Here is a 17,178-nt window from a genome sequence, read left to right as displayed (position 1 = left end):
GATCCCTCCCCGCAAGGGGGAGGGTGTCGACTGAGGGGCTTGCGTCTCCGCCACTCACGGCGCTGCCCACGGACTTGATCCGTGGGCCTCTATCAGCATGGCAGGTGTGGGGAGTGGTCCTCGGATCACGTCCGAGGACAGCGCGGTTATGGGGGCGGAACGGTTTGCCCGACCTCGTCCTTCGACGGGCTCAGGATGAGGTCTCAGGGGCGCTGCGCTACTGCAGGATGCGGTCGAGGTTGTATTCGCCGGAGCGGATGCGGTCTGGCAGCATGGCGACCAGATCGGCCGTGGCTTCATCGCCGTGCATTTTGACAAAGGTGGCCAGCGCCGCGAACAGCGAAGCGTGAGCCAATGCGGCGCTCTGCAGGCCATCCTCTTCGGCGCAGTTCCACGCATCGGCCAAATACTCGAGCGCGATCTGGCGCTCCCCGTGGTCGAGGTCAAAAGTGGCCGTGCCCGAGGCAGGCGTGAACATGGATTTGCTCGTGGTCATGTCATTGGGGTTAGCACGGGGATGGACGGGTGGCGCGCAAGATGTAACCCGAAGGTTAACGCACGGTGCGCGATTGTACCGATGCGGGCCCGTCATAAATATCTTGGTAAGACTGCTTATTCCGCAAAACGCGTGTGAATTTCCCGGGCGGTCTTCTCTGCCTCGGTGAGCAACCGCGTCAGGGCTTCTTTAGCTGCAGGCGTACAGGCGCGGTGGAAGCGGGCAAAGGCGGTGTAGCCGCTGTTGAAGGCCCCAGCGAGGCGTTGGCGCCGGTCTTCGTCGGGCTCATCAAGGGTAATGAGATCAGCCATCTGCGCGCGCCAATCTTCCGTGCCAGCGGCGCAGAGCGGCTGCAGGAAATAAAGGCTCCCCATGATCTCGGACAGCCGCTCCATCTGCCGCTGATAGGGCGGATCAATCGCCAGTGCCGGAGCGGCACTGAGGGCGAGAACAAGAATGGCGGCCCAAAGGCGGAGCTGTTTCAAAGGGATCGATCCGAAAGCGCGATGCGCACTTCTATCAGCATTGGACGAAAACTGCGAAGGGGCTCGCGGGGTGGGGAGGCGAGGGGCGCGATGGCGACAGTTATCCCTGTCCTAGAACCGCGAAGGCCTTTGCCAGGACGTCATCGAGACGGCTCGTCGTGCGCATGGCGATGATGGCGTCGGGGTCCACCCATTTGTGGTCGCTGATTTCATGAGACGGGACGATGCGGCCCGAGAAGTCGCTGGTGACGAATACTGCGAGCCGATAGGCACCCTCACGTCCCAGTTCCTGCACCAAAACCTGCTTGGGATTGCGAATGGTGACGGCGATTTCTTCGCGGATTTCGCGGATGGCGCATTGCTCGATGGTTTCGCCCTCCTCGAGCCGCCCACCCGGCAAAGTCCACAGGTGTTGATAAGGCGCATAGGCGCGCTTGATCAGCAGCACCTTTCCGTCTCGAACAAGGGCAACACTGGCGGCGTTGGGTAGGTCGGTCAATTTGGGTCCATTTGCGATTCGGGTGCGTACACACTACCTGTTATGGGCGATCTAGGAGACGAGGATATGTGCGGACGCTATGCGGCAACGCTGCCGCCCGAGCAGATGGTGGAGCTGTTCAAACTGCTCAATTCCATCGAGATGGTGCCGCGCTATAATATTGCGCCCACCCAGCCTGTGGCGGCAATCTGGGAAGAGTCCGGACGCCGTGAGGCGCATTTTGCGCGCTGGGGCTTGGTGCCACGCTGGGTCAAGGATCCGCGCGAATTCCCCCTGCTGGTCAATGCGCGCGTCGAGACCATGGCCGAAAAGCCAGCCTTCCGTGACGCGCTCAAGCATGGCCGCTGCATCATTCCGGCCAGCGGCTATTACGAGTGGCACACCAATCCGGATAAATCCAAGCAGCCCTATTACATCACGCACGAGGACGGTCGCCCCATGGCGCTGGCCGCCCTCTACGCCACCTGGGTTGGCCCAGAGGGCGAGGAAATCGACAGCGTTGCGACCATCACCGTGCCGACCAATCCGCAATTGTCCGAAATCCATCACCGCATGCCCGCGATCCTTGAAGGTGACGCGATCGACCAATGGCTCGACGTGCGCGGTGTCCCGGCCGGCGCGGCCCACCAACTGGCATTGCCGCTGGATGACGGCATGCTGAAGTTTCATCCCGTGTCGACCCGGGTGAATTCTGCGCGCGACGACGATCCCGGCCTGATCGAGCCGGCGACGGTGATCAAGCCAGAGCCGGTGCGGCTGAAGAAGGCCGCCGGGGGCGGGCAGCTGGATCTGTTCTGAGGGCGGGTGTTCCCCCTACATGATGTCGAAGTACCCCAAGGCATCGCCCATCGCGTCTTCCTCATAGCCGAGGTGGGACAGCAGCACGCGTTCCAGCGCGTGGTAGACTGTCTTGGTATCCTCGAAGCGGTCAGGCGTGGGATCGCCTGCAAGGGCGTTGAGGGCATCGACAAGGCGCTCGAGCAGCTCGTGCACCACGACATGCTCGGCGCGCAGACGATCGGCGATCTTGGCGAACGCTTCGCCCTGCCGCGCCAGCTCGGGAAAGATGGCGTAATCTTCGATGGAATGGTGCGTGTTGACGATCTGGCAGTGCTGTCCGCAGAGATTGCCGAAGCGCCGGTAATTGGCGACCATGGCAAGCTCGGAGGTTTCTGAGACGATTTCGGCTGAGCTGACGGAACCGGTCGAGGCGCGCTCGATCAGCTTGCCGAGCGTCTCCATGTTGCGGCGCAAGTGGTCGTGCACCATGCGCAGATGATTGCCGGGCTCGCGCTGGGCTTCGGTCAGCCCCTCAAGCTTTTGCACCGGCGGCCGCGTGGCGTCGTCGAGAAATTGGATGTTCAATAGCATTGTCGGTAGATGGAGCCATGCGGCGGCGGGCGCAAGGCGGCACTTATTTGTGACGCAGGATGGTTGAGGTAACCAGCCTCAGAACCCCAAGACTTTTCCCGGGTTGAGAATGCCGTTGGGATCGAGTGCGGTCTTGATCGAGCGCATCATTTCCAATGCCACGGGGTCTTTCACCTGGCGCAGCAGGTCGACTTTGAGCTGGCCGATGCCGTGTTCGGCCGAAACGGAGCCGCCCAGTTTGAGCACGATATCGTAGATGGCGTTGTGGATCGGTTCGGCGCCGGCCATGAAGGCCTTAGGGTCCGCGCCGACCGGCTGGCTGAAATTGAAGTGGATATTGCCGTCGCCCATATGGCCGAACGGCACCGGGCGAATGCCGGGCACGAGGCGTTCGACGGCCGCGATACCCTCGGAGATCAGGCGGGGGATTTCGGCAATCGGCACCGACACGTCGTGCTTGATCGAGGCGCCTTCCTTCGATTGCACTTCGCTCATCTGCTCGCGCGCGGCCCACATGCGGGTGCGATCGGACAGGGATTCGGCGAAGACCGCGTTTTCGAGAATTCCCTCGCTGAACGCGCCTTCGATTGCGGCCATCAGGGTGCCCGATGCGCCCTTGGTCAGGCGCGCCACTTCGATCAAAGCGTACCAGGGGGAGGGACCGGGCGTGGGGTCGCGGTCAAGCATCCCCTGGCGCAGCTGCATGTCGAGACCCAAACGCGGGATGATTTCATAGGCGCTGAGACGGCGGCGGGCGCGGGCGCGCAGATATTGGAACAGCTCGAGTGCCGCATCGAGATTGGCGATGCTGACCATCGCCGTTTCGTAGTCTTCCGGCTGGGGGAAAATCTTGAGGGTCGCGGCGGTGATGATCCCCAGAGTGCCCTCGGCACCAACCAGCAGGTTTTTGAGGTCGTAGCCGGTATTGTCTTTCTTGAGAGAGTTCAGCCCCTGATAGAGGCGGCCATCGGCCAGCACAGCCTCAACGCCCATGGTGAGGTCGCGCGCATTGCCATAGGCGAGGACATTGACGCCGCCTGCATTGGTGGACAGCACGCCGCCGATACGGGCCGAGCCCTGCGACGCCAGCCAGAGCGGCAGGATGACGCCCGCATTTTCGGCGGCAGTATGCGCATTGGCGAGGATGACGCCGGATTCTGCCGTCATTGTGCCCGCAGCGGGATCAATGGCGCGGATGCGGTCGAGCCGGGCGGTGCTGAGGATAACCTCGTCACCACGCAACGGCACCTGTCCGCCGACAAGCCCGGTATTGCCGCCCTGGGGAATGATGCCGACGCCATTGGCGTTGGCCCAGCGCAGAATGGCCTGCACTTCGGCCACCGAACCGGGCAGGGCAATCGCCGCCGCCCCGGTGTGGAAGCGCTTACGCGGTTCATTCAAATAGCTCGTCATGCGCTGTGGTTCGCCAATGACGAAGTCGGCACCGATGATGCCTGTCAGTTGGGTAATGGTCTCAGCTGCAGAAAGGGGCATGGAAAAACCGGCTTTTGATGGGCGGGAGCGGGCGTCGAACTTGCCCCTGACTGCGACCGTGTGCCACAACCTGCGCGATGACTCCAGCAAGGATAATCACAATGACCACTCGATTGCTGGCGGGCAAGCGCAGCCTCGGCGGTGGCATGGCCGCTCAAATCCGCTAGGGTGGTGCTGGTTTCAACCTCGGCAGGCGAATAGTCGCCTAGCCGTTACTCTAGCCTGGTAGGACGCAGTACAACACGCTGCGGGATTGCACATGACAGCCTTGGTCTGGCCGGAAATCTACTTCATCCGGCACGGTGAAACACCCTGGAACGCCGAACGCCGCTATCAGGGGCGCAAGGATATTCCTCTCAACGAGAAGGGGCAGGGGCAAGCCAACCAGAACGGCAAGACGCTGGCGGCGCTGTTTAAGGATCGTGGGCTCGACCCGATGAAGTTCGAGTGGCACGCCTCGCCGCTCAATCGTACGCGCGACACCATGGATCGCGTTCGCGCCGGGTTCGATGTCCACCTGCCGGAAGTGCAGTATGACGTGCGGCTGATGGAGATTTCCTTCGGGGTGCTCGAAGGCGAGCTGTTTGAGCAGCTGCCGGCCAATATGGCCATAGCACCGGGCGAACGCACCGAGGACTATTGGGAATATCGCCCCGAGAACGGCGAGAACTACCGCGACGTCGAAGCGCGTCTGGAAGAGTTTGCCAAGGTGCTGACCGGCCCATCGGTTGTGGTGGCCCATGGCGGCATTGCGCGCACCCTCCGGGTGCTGATCGAGCACGCGCCGATTGTAGAAGTGATCAACTGGGCGCCGCCACAGGACGCCATCATGCACTTTACGCCCGGCAAGATGGAATTGTTGCGGGGGTAGGTCCAGGTAGACGAGATGTCATCCCGGCGCAGGCCGGGATGCATGCTGAGGACCACTGCCAAATCGGGCGATCTGGAGAGGGCACAGAATGGATTCCGGCCTACGCCGGAATGACCCCGCGGGAGGGGAGATAAGAGTGCAAGAGGCGGCCCAAATCTTCACTCCAATTGACCTGACCGGCGTCGCTGCCTAGAAAGCCTGCAACCACGGGGCTGCGCCATGTCGTTCAATACATTCGGACATCTTTTCCGCTTCACCACCTGGGGCGAAAGCCACGGGCCAGCGCTGGGCGTTGTCGTCGACGGTTGCCCTCCGGGCCTGTCGCTGACGCCTGAGATGATCCAGCGTGATCTCGATCGCCGCAAGCCTGGTCAGTCCAAATACACCACGCAGCGCCGCGAGGCCGATGAGGTGAAAATTCTGTCTGGTGTGTTCGAGGACGAACGCACCGATGGGCCGCGCACGACGGGCACACCGATCTCTCTGATGATCGAGAACACCGATCAGCGCTCCAAGGACTACGCCGAGATCCGCGACAAATATCGTCCGGGCCACGCCGACTACACCTATGACCAGAAATACGGCATCCGCGACTATCGCGGTGGTGGCCGCACCTCGGCCCGCGAAACCGCTGCGCGGGTGGCGGCAGGCGCGGTTGCACGCGCCGTGTTGCCGGGTATCACGATCCGGGCGAGCCTCGTGCAGGTCGGCCCGCACAAAATCGACTACAACAATTTCGACTGGGATCAGGTCGATCAGAACCCATTCTTCTGCGCCGACCCGGTGGCAGCGGCGCTGTGGGCCGACTATCTCGACGGCATCCGCAAGGACGGCAATTCCGTTGGTGCGGTGATCGAGGTGGTTGCTGAGAACGTACCAGCCGGTTGGGGCGCGCCGATCTATGGCAAGCTGAGCGCGGACCTTGCCTCGGCCATGATGAGCATCAATGCGGTCAAGGGTGTAGAAATCGGTGCGGGTTTTGACGCGGCGAGCCTGACCGGCGTCGAAAACGCTGACCAGATGCGCGCTGGTCCGAACAAGCCCTATTTTCTCGACAACCATGCCGGCGGCATTCTGGGCGGCATTTCCAATGGCGACCCACTCGTGTGCCGCTTTGCGGTCAAGCCGACCTCATCGATCATCACGCCGCGCCAGACAGTGACGACGACCAATGAGGATACCGACATCATCACCAAGGGGCGTCACGACCCCTGCGTTGGCATTCGTGCGGTGCCGGTGGGCGAGGCCATGATGGCGTTGGTGCTGGCCGATCACATGCTCCGCCATCGCGGCCAGACCGGGCGCGAGGGTGCTGTGGGGTTTGAGCGGAACTAGCTCGTGCCGTCGTGGATGAGGTAGTCACCGCGATCTCGCCATTCTCGCAGCGTCATCACCGGGCTTGTCCCGGTGATCCATCGTCCCGCGCGCGTTGAAGCGTGGATTGCCCGGACAAGCCGTGCAATGACGGTGGGTGGGGGCAGATGGAGTGCTGTGCGTGGAGAAGGCCCCCTCACCCGCCCCAATAGGGTGACCTCTCCCCAGAGGGAGAGGTGAAGTGGCTCAGCGGCCGAACACCAGGACTGTTTCCACATTGCCGTCGCCGCCCGCGATTGGCGATGTCACCGAGTGACGATGCTGGAAGCCTTGGGTGTGCATGAAGGCGATGACGTCGCTGCGGGCGGTTTCGATAGAGCTCTCATCGGTGACGATGCCACCCTTGCCGATATTCTGGCGGCCAACTTCAAACTGTGGCTTGAATAGGATGACGGCATCGGCTGTAGGCGTGCAGAGCGCCAGCGGCGCTTCGAGCACCTTGATGACCGAGACAAAGCTGACATCGGAGACAAGCAGGTCGATTGGCTCGGGCACCATTTCGGCGGTCAGGTCGCGGGCGTTGACGCCTTCCATACTTATGACGCGGTCGCTGCCCTTGAGGCGCTGGTGCAACTGGTCGTGGCCGACATCGACGGCATAGATGCGGCGGGCGCCGCGCTCCATCAGCACTTGCGTGAAGCCGCCAGTGGATGAGCCGATGTCGATGCAGGTCTTGCCGGTTGGGTCGATGCCACCGGCCTCGAGCCCGGCGACCAGCTTGAGGGCGGCGCGGGAGACGTAATTGGCGGCGGGATCGCTGAGCGCGAGTTTGTCATCGCGCCCAACCATCTGGTTTTGCTTGACGGCGGTTACGCCATTGATGGTGACGGTGCCACGCAAAATGGCATCACGCGCGCGGGCGCGGCTGGGCAACAGGCCGCGTTGTTCCAGCGCGAGGTCGAGGCGAATACGCTCGCTCATCCCTCCACCAGGCGCTTCACCTTGGCGAGGGCCGTGTCCTTGGATTCCTCGTAGGAGACGGTGCTCTTGAACTGCCCATTGGCATCAATGAGGAAGGTCAGCGCGGTGTGGTTGACCAGATAGTACGGGTCGCCGGGTTCGTTCTCGACCTTTTCCGAGAAGACGCCAAAGGCCTTCTTTGCGTTTTCGGTCTGCTCAAGGCTGCTGCCGACGAGGCCGATGATCGATGGATCAAAGCCTTCGACATAGTCCTTGACCATGGCGAGCGTGTCGCGCTCGGGGTCGACCGTGACAAAGATGATGCGGAGCTGTTCAGGCGTGAGGCCGAGTTCGGACCGGATCGCGGTGGCTTCGGCAAGCGTCGTCGGGCAGACGTCGGGGCAGAAGGTGAAGCCGAAGAACACGAGGCTTGGAGTGCCCTTGAGCTTTTCCTGGGTGAAAGCGCCGCCCTTGGTCGAGTTCAGCGCGAACTCCTGGCCGGTGACGCCAAGCGGGCGGGCGGGTGGCCGGAACAGGTAAAGCGCTGTCGCACCGAGGGCCACAACAGCGACCAGCGCCCACAGGACGATACGGAAATTGCGGAGGTTTTTAGGGGTGGTCATCAGAGAAATGCTTTCCTATCCGCCCCATCGTCATCATCCGCATCGTGTGGGTGATCCATGTCTCTGCGCGCGATAAGAGGCCGGATGGATTGCCCGGACAAGCCGGGCAATGATGGCGCGGAGAGATCGGCTAAATTATGCGTCCAGCGGCTCGGTGCCGGTTGGCTTGCCGTCGCGGGAGAGGGTGATCTTTTCGATCCGGGCTTCTGCAGTGCGCAGCAGGGTTTCGCAATGGGCCTTGAGGGCTTCGCCGCGCTCATAGATGGCGATGGACTCGGCCAGTGGCGCGCGGCCAGACTCAAGCTTGCCGACGATTTCCTCGAGCTGGGCGAGGGCGGCTTCAAAGCTCAGGGTCTTGATGTCTTCATTGTCGGCCATATTGGGCTCCTATTCGTCCAGGCGGCCAACGGCGCCATCCATCAGCATGGCCACATGGTGCGAAGCGCCACCGGCCAGTCCCTTGAGGTCATAGCCACCTTCGAGCAGGGAGACAATGCGGTTGCCGCAGAGCCGGTCGGCCGCATCCATCAACTTTCCCGTGAGCCAGCTATAGTCCGATGATGTCCAGCGCAGCTGCGCCAGTGGATCAAGCTCATGGGCGTCAAAGCCTGCCGATAGCAGGATCAGGTCGGGAGAAAAATTGACCAGCGCGGGAATGATGCGCGTGAGGTAGGCGTCGCGCATGACTTCGCCGTCTGTGTTGGCGTCAAACGCCACATTGACGATATTGCCGACGCCGGTTTCACTCGGCTTGCCGGTGCCGGGATAAAGCGGCATCTGGTGGCTGGAGGCGTAGAAGACCGTCGGATCGTCCTTGAAGATGTCCTGAGTGCCATTGCCGTGGTGCACGTCGAAATCGATGATCGCTACGCGCTCGGCACCATATTTCCGCTGCGCCTCGCGCGCCACGATGGCAGCAGTGTTGATCAGGCAGAAGCCCATGGGCGTTGCGATTTCCGCATGGTGACCGGGCGGACGGATGGCGCAGAACGCATTGTCGACTTCGCCGAGCAGCACCGAGTCGAGTGCGGACAAGGCTCCGCCAAGACCGGTTGCCGCGGCAGACAGCGACTTGTCGGAGATGAAGGTGTCGGCATCGAGCTGGCCGATACCTTCGGCCGGGCGGGCTGCGCGCAGCTTGGCGAGGTAATTGCCATCATGCACCAGCTCGGCCAGGGTGAGATCGCCCGAAACGGCGTCGCGGCGCAGCAGCTTGTCGAAGCGGGCTTGGGACAGAACATCCTCTACCGCCCGGATGCGATCGGCACGCTCGGCATGGCCCTGCGGCGTCACATGATCGGCAAAGTTTGGCTGGCTGACGAGCAGCGTGGTCACGCGGGTGTGTCTCCGATTGATTCGTCCATTCGTCTTGACGTGCCTCAGTGTGGTTGTCAAACAACCGCCATGAACCCGAGCGCCGATATGCCCCATTCTGAACCGAAAACTGTCGCCGAAGCCGCCGCGCTGTTGCGCGCGGGCAAGCTCTGCGCTTTTCCCACCGAAACGGTCTATGGCCTGGGCGGGGACGCGACCAATGCGGATGCAGTGCTGGCGATTTACGAGACCAAGGGTAGGCCGCGCTTTAACCCGCTGATTATCCACTGCGCCGATCTCGCCATGGCTGAGACGCTGGCCGAGTTTTCGCCATTGGCCCGCAAGGCCGCAACCCTTTGGCCCGGCTCGCTGTCGCTGGTGCTGCCGGCGAGGCCCGGCAACGGACTGGCGGATGTGGCGACGGCAGGGCTCGATACGGTGGCGATCCGCATTCCCGATCATTCGGTGGCGCTGGAATTGATTGCGGCAGTCGGTCGGCCACTGGCTGCGCCGTCTGCCAATCCATCGGGGCGGCTGTCGCCAACCACTGCCTATCAGGTGCGGCTGGGCTTTGCCGGGCGCGTTCCCGTGATCGATGGCGGGCCATGCCGGGCAGGGGTGGAATCCACCATCGTGCGTGTCGATGGCGACCGGCTGGTGCAATTGCGCGCTGGCGCTGTGTCGCGCGAGGAAATTGAAGCCGCGATCGGGGTGCCGGTCGACGTCGCCGAGAAAAATGCTGCCATCACTGCGCCGGGCATGCTGACCAGCCATTATGCGCCCAATGCGTTGATGCGGCTGAACGCCGTGCCGGTGGCGGGTGAGGCTTATCTGGGCTTTGGTGAAGGGCCGGCGTTTGCAGGGCCATCGCGGAACCTCTCGCCGTCAGGTGATCTGCGCGAGGCGGCGCGGAACCTGTTCTCGATGTTGCATGAACTCGATGCTGTGGGTGCGGCGATGATCGCCGTGGCGCCAGTTCCCAATGAGGGGCTGGGCGAGGCGATCAATGATCGGCTGGAGCGCGCTGCGGCGCCACGGGAGTAGTCGGCCTGAGTGGCACGACCTCGTGGTTCGACAGGCTCACCATGAGGTCTACTTGTAGCACGCTGGCCAACCCGTAGACCTCATCCTGAGCTTGTCGAAGGACGAGGTCGTGAGATCAATCCCGTACCTTGTACGGCTTCTGGTCGCGCCAGAAGCGCATCAGGCTTTCGAGGTCGGGATCGCCGCCGGGAGGCAGGACGACCTTAAGGTTTACGTAGAGATCGCCATCGCCGTAGAGGCCCTTGCCCTTGAGGCGAAGGGACTTGGCGGTATCGACGCCAGGCGGCAGGTTGAGCTCCACCGAACCATCAAGCGTCGGCACGCGAATCTTGGTGCCCAGAACGGCCTCGTAGAGCGCGATCGGAACATCGGTGCGCAGATCGGCGCCATCGCGGCGGAACTGCTTGGATTTTGCGAATCGCACCGTGACCAAAGCGTCGCCGGACTCGCCCATGCCGGGGGAGCCCTGACCCTTGAGGCGAATCTGCTGACCCTCTTCGAGCTTTTCGGGCAGCTTGACCGCCAGCACCTTGCCCGAAGGCATGCGCACGGAGATGGATGCCGCCTTGTGCGCCTCCTCGAGCGAGGCCGTGGCGTTGACCACGATGTCCTCGCCCTTCATGCGCGCGCCGCCACCGGCACCACCAGCGGCCCCTGCGAACGGGTCCCACTGGGCGCCACCTGTGGGGCCGCGACCGGCGCCACCGCGTGGCTGGCCGCCAAAGCCGCTCATGAATTCCTTGAGGATGTCCTCGGCCGAAAAGCCAGCGCCTGCGCCGCCAGCGCGTCCACCACGCTGAGCGCCGGGATTGAAGCCGCCAAACTTGGGCTGCCCATCAGCGTCGATTTCGCCACGGTCATACTGGCCGCGCTTTTCAGCATCGTTCAGCAACTCATAGGCATTGTTCGCCTCGGCAAACTTGCCGTGCGCCGTGGGATCGTCAGGGTTCTGGTCGGGGTGATGCTTCTTGGCCAGCTTGCGATAGGCGGACTTGATGTCCTTTTCGCTCGCTGAACGTGGCACCCCAAGCACGGTATAGGGATCGCGCATCTGTTCCATTCGAAAAGATGAGGGCCGTTGCTTGGCCCGGGTTTCACGTCCTATATGGCGACCGACCTGCCCGTTGTCCAGTTTTCCGCCACCCCCCCCCGACAAAGGGACTATAGCCATGCTCCAGACACTCACCGAACGCCTGTTTGACGATGGCGACCGCACTGATCTCGATCCGTTTGCCGTGTTCGAGGAATGGTATGGGCTGGCCAAGGCCGCAGAGCCTAATGATCCCCATGCGATGGCGCTGGCGTCCGTTGATGGCGATGGGCTGCCTGATGTGCGCATGGTGTTGCTCAATGCCTATGATGCGCGGGGCTTTTGCTTCTTCACCAATTTCGAAAGCGCCAAGGGCGGCCAGCTCCTGGCCAACCAAAAGGCCGCGATGGTGATGCACTGGAAGAGCTTGCGGCGGCAGGTGCGTGTGCGTGGAGCTGTGGAAGTGGTGTCGCCGGCGGAGGCCGACGCCTATTTCGCCAGTCGCGCCAAGGGCAGCCAGATTGCCTCGTCTGCTTCGGATCAATCGCGGCCATTGGCGAGCCGTGACGTGCTGCTGGACCGGGTGGCGACGCTGACGGCCCAGATTGGCGAAGGCGACGTGATCCGTCCGGCCCATTGGTCGGGCTTCCGCATCGTGCCGTTCAGCATCGAGTTCTGGAAGGACGGCGAATATCGCCTGCATGACCGGGTGCGATTTACCCGTGACGGTGACGGCTGGGTGAGCGCGCGCCTCTACCCGTAGTCCCTGTGCTAGCCATTCTCGCGCGCCTCGCATAAAACCTTGATGAGGCTTGGAGATTGGGCATGGTCTGGGGTGTAGCGGAGGAGCGGGCTGAGCCGGTGGTGTTTACGGGCACGCGGCGCGAGCTCGGCGGCACCTTGGTGCGCGGCTATGGCTTCATGTTGCCCACTATCGGGCTCTATCGTTTCTGGCTGACCAGCTGGAAACGGCGCTTTTACTGGTCCAATACGGAAATCGGTGGCGATTGTCTGGAGTATACCGGCAACGCGGTCCAACTGCTGCTCGGCTTCCTGATGGCGGTGGCGATTTTCCTGCCGATCTATGTTGTCTTCTTCTACCTCTCGACGCTGTCGAGCGACGCTGCCGTCATCGGCTATGGCGGCGTGGCGATCCTGATCTGGTTCATGATGGGCTATGCCATCTATCGCGCCCGCGACTTCCGGCTGTCGCGTACGCTATGGCGCGGCATTCGGCTCGATCAGGCAGGCAGCGCTTGGGGCTATGCCCTGCGCCGCTTTGGCTGGTCGCTGGCGATGATCGCAACGCTGGGACTGATCTACCCGCTCATGGCCGCCAATCTCTGGCGCTATCGCTATTCCAATAGTTGGTTCGGTGATCGCCAATTCTCCTTTGTTGGACACTGGAGGCAGCTCGCGGGGCCATATTACCTCAGCTATGTGCTCGTCGCCGTCATCGGCGGCACGGGCGTCGCGATGAGCAGTTTCGTCGGCACCACCATCACCAATCTCTCCGGCATCGTGCCGACGTTGGCGGCGGCGGTGCCGGTGGGGCTGATTGTGCTGTTTTATCAATCGCGCGAGCTGACGCGAATGTTCTCAGCCGTGCGGCTGGGGCAGGCGGCGCTGACGGTGCGGGTGAGCATGTTTGGCCTGCTAGGCCCCTATATCCGTTTCGGTTTTGCTGTGATTGGTGCTTATGTGGTGCTGGCCATTGGCGGCTTTGTTGTGCTGAACGCCCTCGCGGGCGATGCCTTTGCCGGCGGCACCTTCAGCCTCGCGATTTTCATGCAGCATATGCAGGGAAGTTTCACCACGCTGGCGGCAATCATCTTCGGCTATCTGTTGCTGCTGGGTGCCTTCACGATGATGAGCGAGCTTTTCCTGGGGCTTGGCTATTGGAAGCTGATCGCCAGCAATGCCAGCGTGAGCGGTCTCGATAGCCTGACCGATGTGCGTGCACGCGCCGAGGACAAGGCACTGGCCGGCGAAGGGCTGGCGGATGCCCTCAATGTGGGGTCGTATTGATGGCCATTGCAGCGCGCTATCATGACGGGTTTGTAGCTGACAGCCGGGCGGTGGGACTGGAATATGCGTCCTTCGTGGATACGGCTGCCCTGGTGATTCTGGATGCCGAGAACGGTACGGAGATCACACGCTGGGACGCGACGGATCTCTACAGCGTTCATGGCCGCAAGGATGAGCTGCGTCTGGCTGCCAATGGGCAGACCGATGGTGCGCGCGTGGTTGTCAGGGGCCAACAGAACGTGGCCCGGGTGCTGGCGACGCTCCCGCTATTGACCAAAAAACGCCGCGAGGAAACCGGACGGCAGGTCCGCATCGCGGCCACCGCGACGCTGGCGCTGGCCTCGGTGATTGGGGCCTATCTTATCGGTGTGCCGCTGCTGGCGAGTCGGCTCGTATGGCTGGTGCCGCCGGCCTGGGAAGAAAGCCTAGGCGATACGGTGGGCACGCAGATGGAAGCGGCGCTCGGGCTAACCGATGGTATGCAGATCTGCGATCCAGATCCCTATAGCCTCGCCAATCGCGCCATTACGCGCTTCGGCAATGCGGCGATGGAGGGCTCGGGCTCGCCCTTTACGCTCGATATCAGTGTCGTCAAATCCGACATTCCCAATGCTTTCGCGCTACCCGGTGGACGGGTGTATTTCTTCTCAGCGCTGCTCGATCTGGCGGAGACGCAGGACGAGTTCGCTGGCGTTTTGGCCCATGAAGTGGGGCACGTTGCTCATCGGCACGGGATGGAGCAGCTGATCTCGACGGCCGGGACAGGTGCGTTGATCGGCTTCATTTTGGGAGATCTGACCGGCATTTCCGTCGCGGCAGGTCTTGGGGCGACCATCATTGATGCGCGGTTCTCGCGCGATGCCGAGCGGCAGGCCGATGCTTTTGCGGCGCAAGTGGCCAATCGGATGGATTTCCACCCGGCGGGACTGGCCGAGCTGATTGCGCGCGTGGGTGAGGATGACGACTTTGCTCGCGCCATGGCACTGCTCAGCACTCATCCCTTGACCAGCGACCGCCGCATTGCGCTGGAAAAACTGGGCCAGATGCGCCCGACGGGGTTGGAGCCGCCGTTTACCACAGCCGAATGGACCGCAATCAAAGCCATGTGCGGACCCGCAGGCGCGCCCTGACGGGGTCGCACGGCGAAGGCTCGAAATCTTCAAACTCGGGCAATACCTTGCGGCTAATGTTCAATTTGTATGAATTGACGGCGGTACAGTGCGCATACTGATCCGGACATCGAAGTGGGCCATTCTGGCGCGCCGGTTGGGCACGCTGGCAATTCCGCTCGTGGTCATTTCGGTGCTGCTGCACCGCATCGGCATTCTGCCCAGCAACGGCTTTATGTTCGTCGCGGGCCTGACGCTACTGGTGGCGCTGTTTGGCGTGATCGCGGCCTTCGTCGCAATGACTCGGCTGTGGTTCACCGGCGATCAGGGGTGGAGCAAAGCGCTGATTGGATTGGCGCTGTCGCTGGTCGCGCTTCTGCCGTTTGTCTGGTATGGCAGCCTCGCCATGCGCTATCCCGCCGTGACCGACATTTACACCACCGACCGGGCGGAGATGCCGCTGGTGTTTGACGCACAGACCATGTCCATGCCGCAGCCCAAAACGCTGAGCGCCGCGCAGATCGCGCGGGTGTTCCCCAATGTGCAGACGCGGGACTATCCTTTGGGACTGACGCAGACGTTTGGGCTGGTGCGGCAGCTGGTGGAGGATCGTGGGTGGGACGTGCGCGTGCTGCGCGAGCCAACGGCCGAGTTCGAGCCGGGTCGGATCAACGCGCGCATCGTGACGCTGGTGGGGTGGCGCGAAGAGGCGGTGATCCGCGTGACGGGGAACGCCACAGATTCCGAGGTCAACATGCGCTCGGCCTCGCTCAATGCGCTGCACGACTTCGGCGACAATGGCCTGCGCGTCGAGGAATTTCTGACCGCACTCGACGATGCGGTGACCGGGTTGATGCGCGATAACCCAGACGCCAATACGCCAATCGAAGAGCAGCCCGAGACGGACTAGGCTGGTGCGATGCGTGTGCCGAATAGGCTTCGCGACACCTTGAGCAAGCCGAGCGCCTCCAGATATTCGACATGGGCAGTGATGGTCATCCGCGCAGCCATGCGGACCGGTAGGGGCTGGGTTGGGTAAATCGCGTTGACAATGGCGGGCACGGTGCTCGCGCCCTTGGCCACTTGGTCCAGAACCTGGCTATTCCGCAGTTCGCGGTGGGCCTTGAGGGCGCGGGCATATCCCGGGCCATCGGCGATTTCGCCGCCATGGGCCGGAATGTAACGGGCGTAGGGCAGGGCGATGACCTTGTCGAGCGAGGCGAAATAGTCCGCCATCGACCCATCGGGCACGGCAATCAGTGTCGAGTTCCAGCCCATAACGTGATCGCCACTGAGCAGGTCGTTGCCGATGCCAAAGGCCAGGTGATTGGCGCAATGGCCGGGCGTGGTGTGGACGGTGACGGCTATGTCCCCGGCTGTGATCGTTTCGCCATCAACGAGTGTGCGGGCGGGGACAAGGTCCCAGTCGCAGGATTTGCGCAGGGGGTTGCGCTCGAATCGACGCAGCGGGCGCGACAGGCGATGCGGGCCACCAAACCAGAGCGGTGCGTTGAAGATAGCCGAGGCCTGTGTGGCCAGTGCGCTATGGTCGCGATGGGTGTGGGTGAGGATGATCGCGTCGACCAGCCGTCCAGCGACAGCAGCTTTAAGTGCCGCCAGATGGACCGGGTCGCTGGGGCCAGGATCGACCAGCGCCAGCCGCTCATGCCCAATGAGAAAGCTGTTGGTGCCGGTGAAGGTGTAGGCGCTGGCGTTTGGCGCTGTGATGCGCACCAGACCGTCAGCGAGCGACACGGGCACCCCCGTTTGCGACGAAAAGCTGGTGTCAAAGCTGAGGGTGGGGATGGGCGATACCATTGCGCTCACATTGCCGAGAGACTAAGAAGTTGCCAGTACAACTGACGCGTGTCCCGGAAGGGATGCCGTTTCAGATAAGCATGGAAGGTATGAAATGGCAGTGACTTTGACCACGCCGAACACGCTCCTTGGTATTTTCCAGCCCAAGGGTGATGCTGCCAAACTGGCGTCCAACCTCGCGACGGTCGTGCTCGGCACGCTGTTCATCACCATCTGCGCCAAGATCAACGTGCCAGTCTGGCCCGTTCCAGTCACCCTGCAGGGCTTCGCCATTGCAGCGCTTGCAGCGGCCTTTGGCATGCGCATCGGCGTTGCGACAGTCGCGCTCTACCTGCTCGAAGGCGCCTTCGGCCTGCCAGTCTTCGCGACCGGCGGCGGCCTGGCTTACCTCGTCGGCCCAACCGGCGGTTTCCTCATCGGCTTCCTCGTCATGGCTGCGATCATCGGCTTTGCCGCCGACCGTGGCGCATCGGGTAAGCCACTGGCGCTGTTCGGTGCGATGCTGCTGGGCGATGCCGTGCTGCTGGTGCTGGGCTTTGCCTGGCTGCTGGTGATGTCCGGTCAGGCTGGCTGGGTCGACCAGAGCAATGTTGTTGGCTCGGCCTTTGCCGGCGCGATCCAGCCATTTGTGGTCTGGGACATCCTCAAGATGGCTCTGGCTGCCCTCACCGTTACCGGTGCATGGTCGCTGCTGCGCAAGCGCTAAGCGATCCGCAATCGAA

The 17,178-nt window shown here is 62.6% G+C and carries 20 protein-coding genes; 9 read left to right on the top strand and 11 right to left on the bottom strand.

All coding sequences use genetic code 11. The annotated features are described in order from the left end of the window. Nucleotides 1-217: 217 nt before the first annotated feature. The 3 genes from WH87_RS00670 to WH87_RS18690 all read right to left on the bottom strand — a co-directional run bounded on the left by WH87_RS00670 (nucleotide 218) and on the right by WH87_RS18690 (nucleotide 1,480). Entirely contained in the window at nucleotides 218-478 is a 261-nt protein-coding gene (locus WH87_RS00670; protein ID WP_046137846.1) for a hypothetical protein, read from the bottom strand. Nucleotides 479-612: 134 nt separating this feature from the next. Then, the gene (locus WH87_RS00665; protein ID WP_046137744.1) at nucleotides 613-981 is read right to left on the bottom strand and encodes a TIGR02301 family protein; all 369 of its coding nucleotides are present in this window, start codon (nucleotides 979-981) and stop codon (nucleotides 613-615) included. 100 nt (nucleotides 982-1,081) lie between these two features. Next, entirely contained in the window at nucleotides 1,082-1,480 is a 399-nt protein-coding gene (locus tag WH87_RS18690) for an NUDIX hydrolase (RefSeq protein ID WP_052952295.1), read from the bottom strand. 66 nt (nucleotides 1,481-1,546) lie between these two features. Here WH87_RS18690 and WH87_RS00655 point away from each other — a divergent pair, with 66 nt between their 5' ends. Continuing rightward, complete coding sequence (locus tag WH87_RS00655; protein ID WP_046137848.1) at nucleotides 1,547-2,278, top strand: SOS response-associated peptidase; 732 nt, start codon at nucleotides 1,547-1,549, stop codon at nucleotides 2,276-2,278. A gap of 15 nt (nucleotides 2,279-2,293) precedes the next feature. On the opposite strand, the gene WH87_RS00650 is transcribed toward WH87_RS00655, so the two are convergent. Both WH87_RS00650 and WH87_RS00645 read right to left on the bottom strand, forming a co-directional pair. After that, nucleotides 2,294-2,845: a hemerythrin domain-containing protein gene (locus WH87_RS00650; protein ID WP_197410694.1), complete on the bottom strand. Its 552-nt coding sequence runs from the start codon at nucleotides 2,843-2,845 to the stop codon at nucleotides 2,294-2,296. Between the two features lie 84 nt (nucleotides 2,846-2,929). After that, complete coding sequence (locus tag WH87_RS00645; protein ID WP_046137746.1) at nucleotides 2,930-4,345, bottom strand: FAD-binding oxidoreductase; 1,416 nt, start codon at nucleotides 4,343-4,345, stop codon at nucleotides 2,930-2,932. 259 nt (nucleotides 4,346-4,604) lie between these two features. Here WH87_RS00645 and WH87_RS00640 point away from each other — a divergent pair, with 259 nt between their 5' ends. Next, on the top strand, nucleotides 4,605-5,216 hold the full coding sequence (locus WH87_RS00640) for a histidine phosphatase family protein (protein ID WP_046137747.1): 612 nt from the start codon (nucleotides 4,605-4,607) through the stop codon (nucleotides 5,214-5,216). Between the two features lie 219 nt (nucleotides 5,217-5,435). Continuing rightward, nucleotides 5,436-6,551: a chorismate synthase gene (aroC, locus tag WH87_RS00635; protein WP_046137748.1), complete on the top strand. Its 1,116-nt coding sequence runs from the start codon at nucleotides 5,436-5,438 to the stop codon at nucleotides 6,549-6,551. A gap of 225 nt (nucleotides 6,552-6,776) precedes the next feature. On the opposite strand, the gene WH87_RS00630 is transcribed toward aroC, so the two are convergent. The 4 genes from WH87_RS00630 to WH87_RS00615 form a co-directional block, all read right to left on the bottom strand. After that, a complete protein-coding gene (locus tag WH87_RS00630) occupies nucleotides 6,777-7,511 on the bottom strand; it encodes a TlyA family RNA methyltransferase (RefSeq protein ID WP_046137749.1) in 735 nt (244 codons plus the stop codon). Continuing rightward, a complete protein-coding gene (locus tag WH87_RS00625; protein ID WP_046137750.1) occupies nucleotides 7,508-8,113 on the bottom strand; it encodes an SCO family protein in 606 nt (201 codons plus the stop codon). The genes WH87_RS00630 and WH87_RS00625 overlap by 4 nt, the downstream gene beginning before the upstream one ends. 135 nt (nucleotides 8,114-8,248) lie before the next feature. Beyond that, the gene (locus WH87_RS00620; protein ID WP_046137751.1) at nucleotides 8,249-8,491 is read right to left on the bottom strand and encodes an exodeoxyribonuclease VII small subunit; all 243 of its coding nucleotides are present in this window, start codon (nucleotides 8,489-8,491) and stop codon (nucleotides 8,249-8,251) included. Nucleotides 8,492-8,500: 9 nt separating this feature from the next. Further along, nucleotides 8,501-9,448 (bottom strand): histone deacetylase family protein, encoded by a 948-nt coding sequence (locus WH87_RS00615; protein WP_046137752.1) that lies wholly within the window; start codon nucleotides 9,446-9,448, stop codon nucleotides 8,501-8,503. An 87-nt stretch (nucleotides 9,449-9,535) separates the two neighbouring features. Between WH87_RS00615 and WH87_RS00610 the strand changes: the two genes are divergently transcribed. Then, the gene (locus WH87_RS00610; RefSeq protein WP_156167857.1) at nucleotides 9,536-10,471 is read left to right on the top strand and encodes an L-threonylcarbamoyladenylate synthase; all 936 of its coding nucleotides are present in this window, start codon (nucleotides 9,536-9,538) and stop codon (nucleotides 10,469-10,471) included. Between the two features lie 115 nt (nucleotides 10,472-10,586). Here the strand turns inward: WH87_RS00610 and WH87_RS00605 are convergent, their stop codons facing one another. Further along, the gene (locus WH87_RS00605) at nucleotides 10,587-11,522 is read right to left on the bottom strand and encodes a DnaJ C-terminal domain-containing protein (RefSeq protein WP_046137849.1); all 936 of its coding nucleotides are present in this window, start codon (nucleotides 11,520-11,522) and stop codon (nucleotides 10,587-10,589) included. Nucleotides 11,523-11,640: 118 nt separating this feature from the next. On the opposite strand from WH87_RS00605, the gene pdxH reads away from it, so the two are divergent. From pdxH to WH87_RS00585, 4 genes are all read left to right on the top strand, one after another. Beyond that, nucleotides 11,641-12,264: a pyridoxamine 5'-phosphate oxidase gene (gene pdxH / locus WH87_RS00600; protein WP_046137754.1), complete on the top strand. Its 624-nt coding sequence runs from the start codon at nucleotides 11,641-11,643 to the stop codon at nucleotides 12,262-12,264. A 62-nt stretch (nucleotides 12,265-12,326) separates the two neighbouring features. After that, the gene (locus WH87_RS18685; RefSeq protein WP_052726219.1) at nucleotides 12,327-13,529 is read left to right on the top strand and encodes a DUF898 family protein; all 1,203 of its coding nucleotides are present in this window, start codon (nucleotides 12,327-12,329) and stop codon (nucleotides 13,527-13,529) included. Beyond that, entirely contained in the window at nucleotides 13,529-14,659 is a 1,131-nt protein-coding gene (locus WH87_RS00590) for a M48 family metallopeptidase (protein WP_052726220.1), read from the top strand. The genes WH87_RS18685 and WH87_RS00590 overlap by 1 nt, the downstream gene beginning before the upstream one ends. Nucleotides 14,660-14,747: 88 nt before the next feature. Then, a complete protein-coding gene (locus WH87_RS00585; RefSeq protein WP_046173207.1) occupies nucleotides 14,748-15,548 on the top strand; it encodes a DUF1499 domain-containing protein in 801 nt (266 codons plus the stop codon). Here WH87_RS00585 and WH87_RS00580 read toward each other — a convergent pair. Next, entirely contained in the window at nucleotides 15,545-16,456 is a 912-nt protein-coding gene (locus tag WH87_RS00580) for an MBL fold metallo-hydrolase (RefSeq protein WP_052726221.1), read from the bottom strand. The genes WH87_RS00585 and WH87_RS00580 overlap by 4 nt on opposite strands. 94 nt (nucleotides 16,457-16,550) lie before the next feature. On the opposite strand from WH87_RS00580, the gene WH87_RS00575 reads away from it, so the two are divergent. Beyond that, nucleotides 16,551-17,162, top strand: coding sequence for a biotin transporter BioY (locus WH87_RS00575; protein ID WP_046137756.1), 612 nt, complete (start codon nucleotides 16,551-16,553; stop codon nucleotides 17,160-17,162). Nucleotides 17,163-17,178 lie beyond the last annotated feature (16 nt).

Origin of the sequence: Devosia epidermidihirudinis, from assembly GCF_000971295.1 — a bacterium.
Lineage (GTDB): Bacteria > Pseudomonadota > Alphaproteobacteria > Rhizobiales > Devosiaceae > Devosia > Devosia epidermidihirudinis.
Note: the sequence above shows the minus strand (reverse complement) of the source record. Positions and strands in the feature narration are given on the sequence as shown.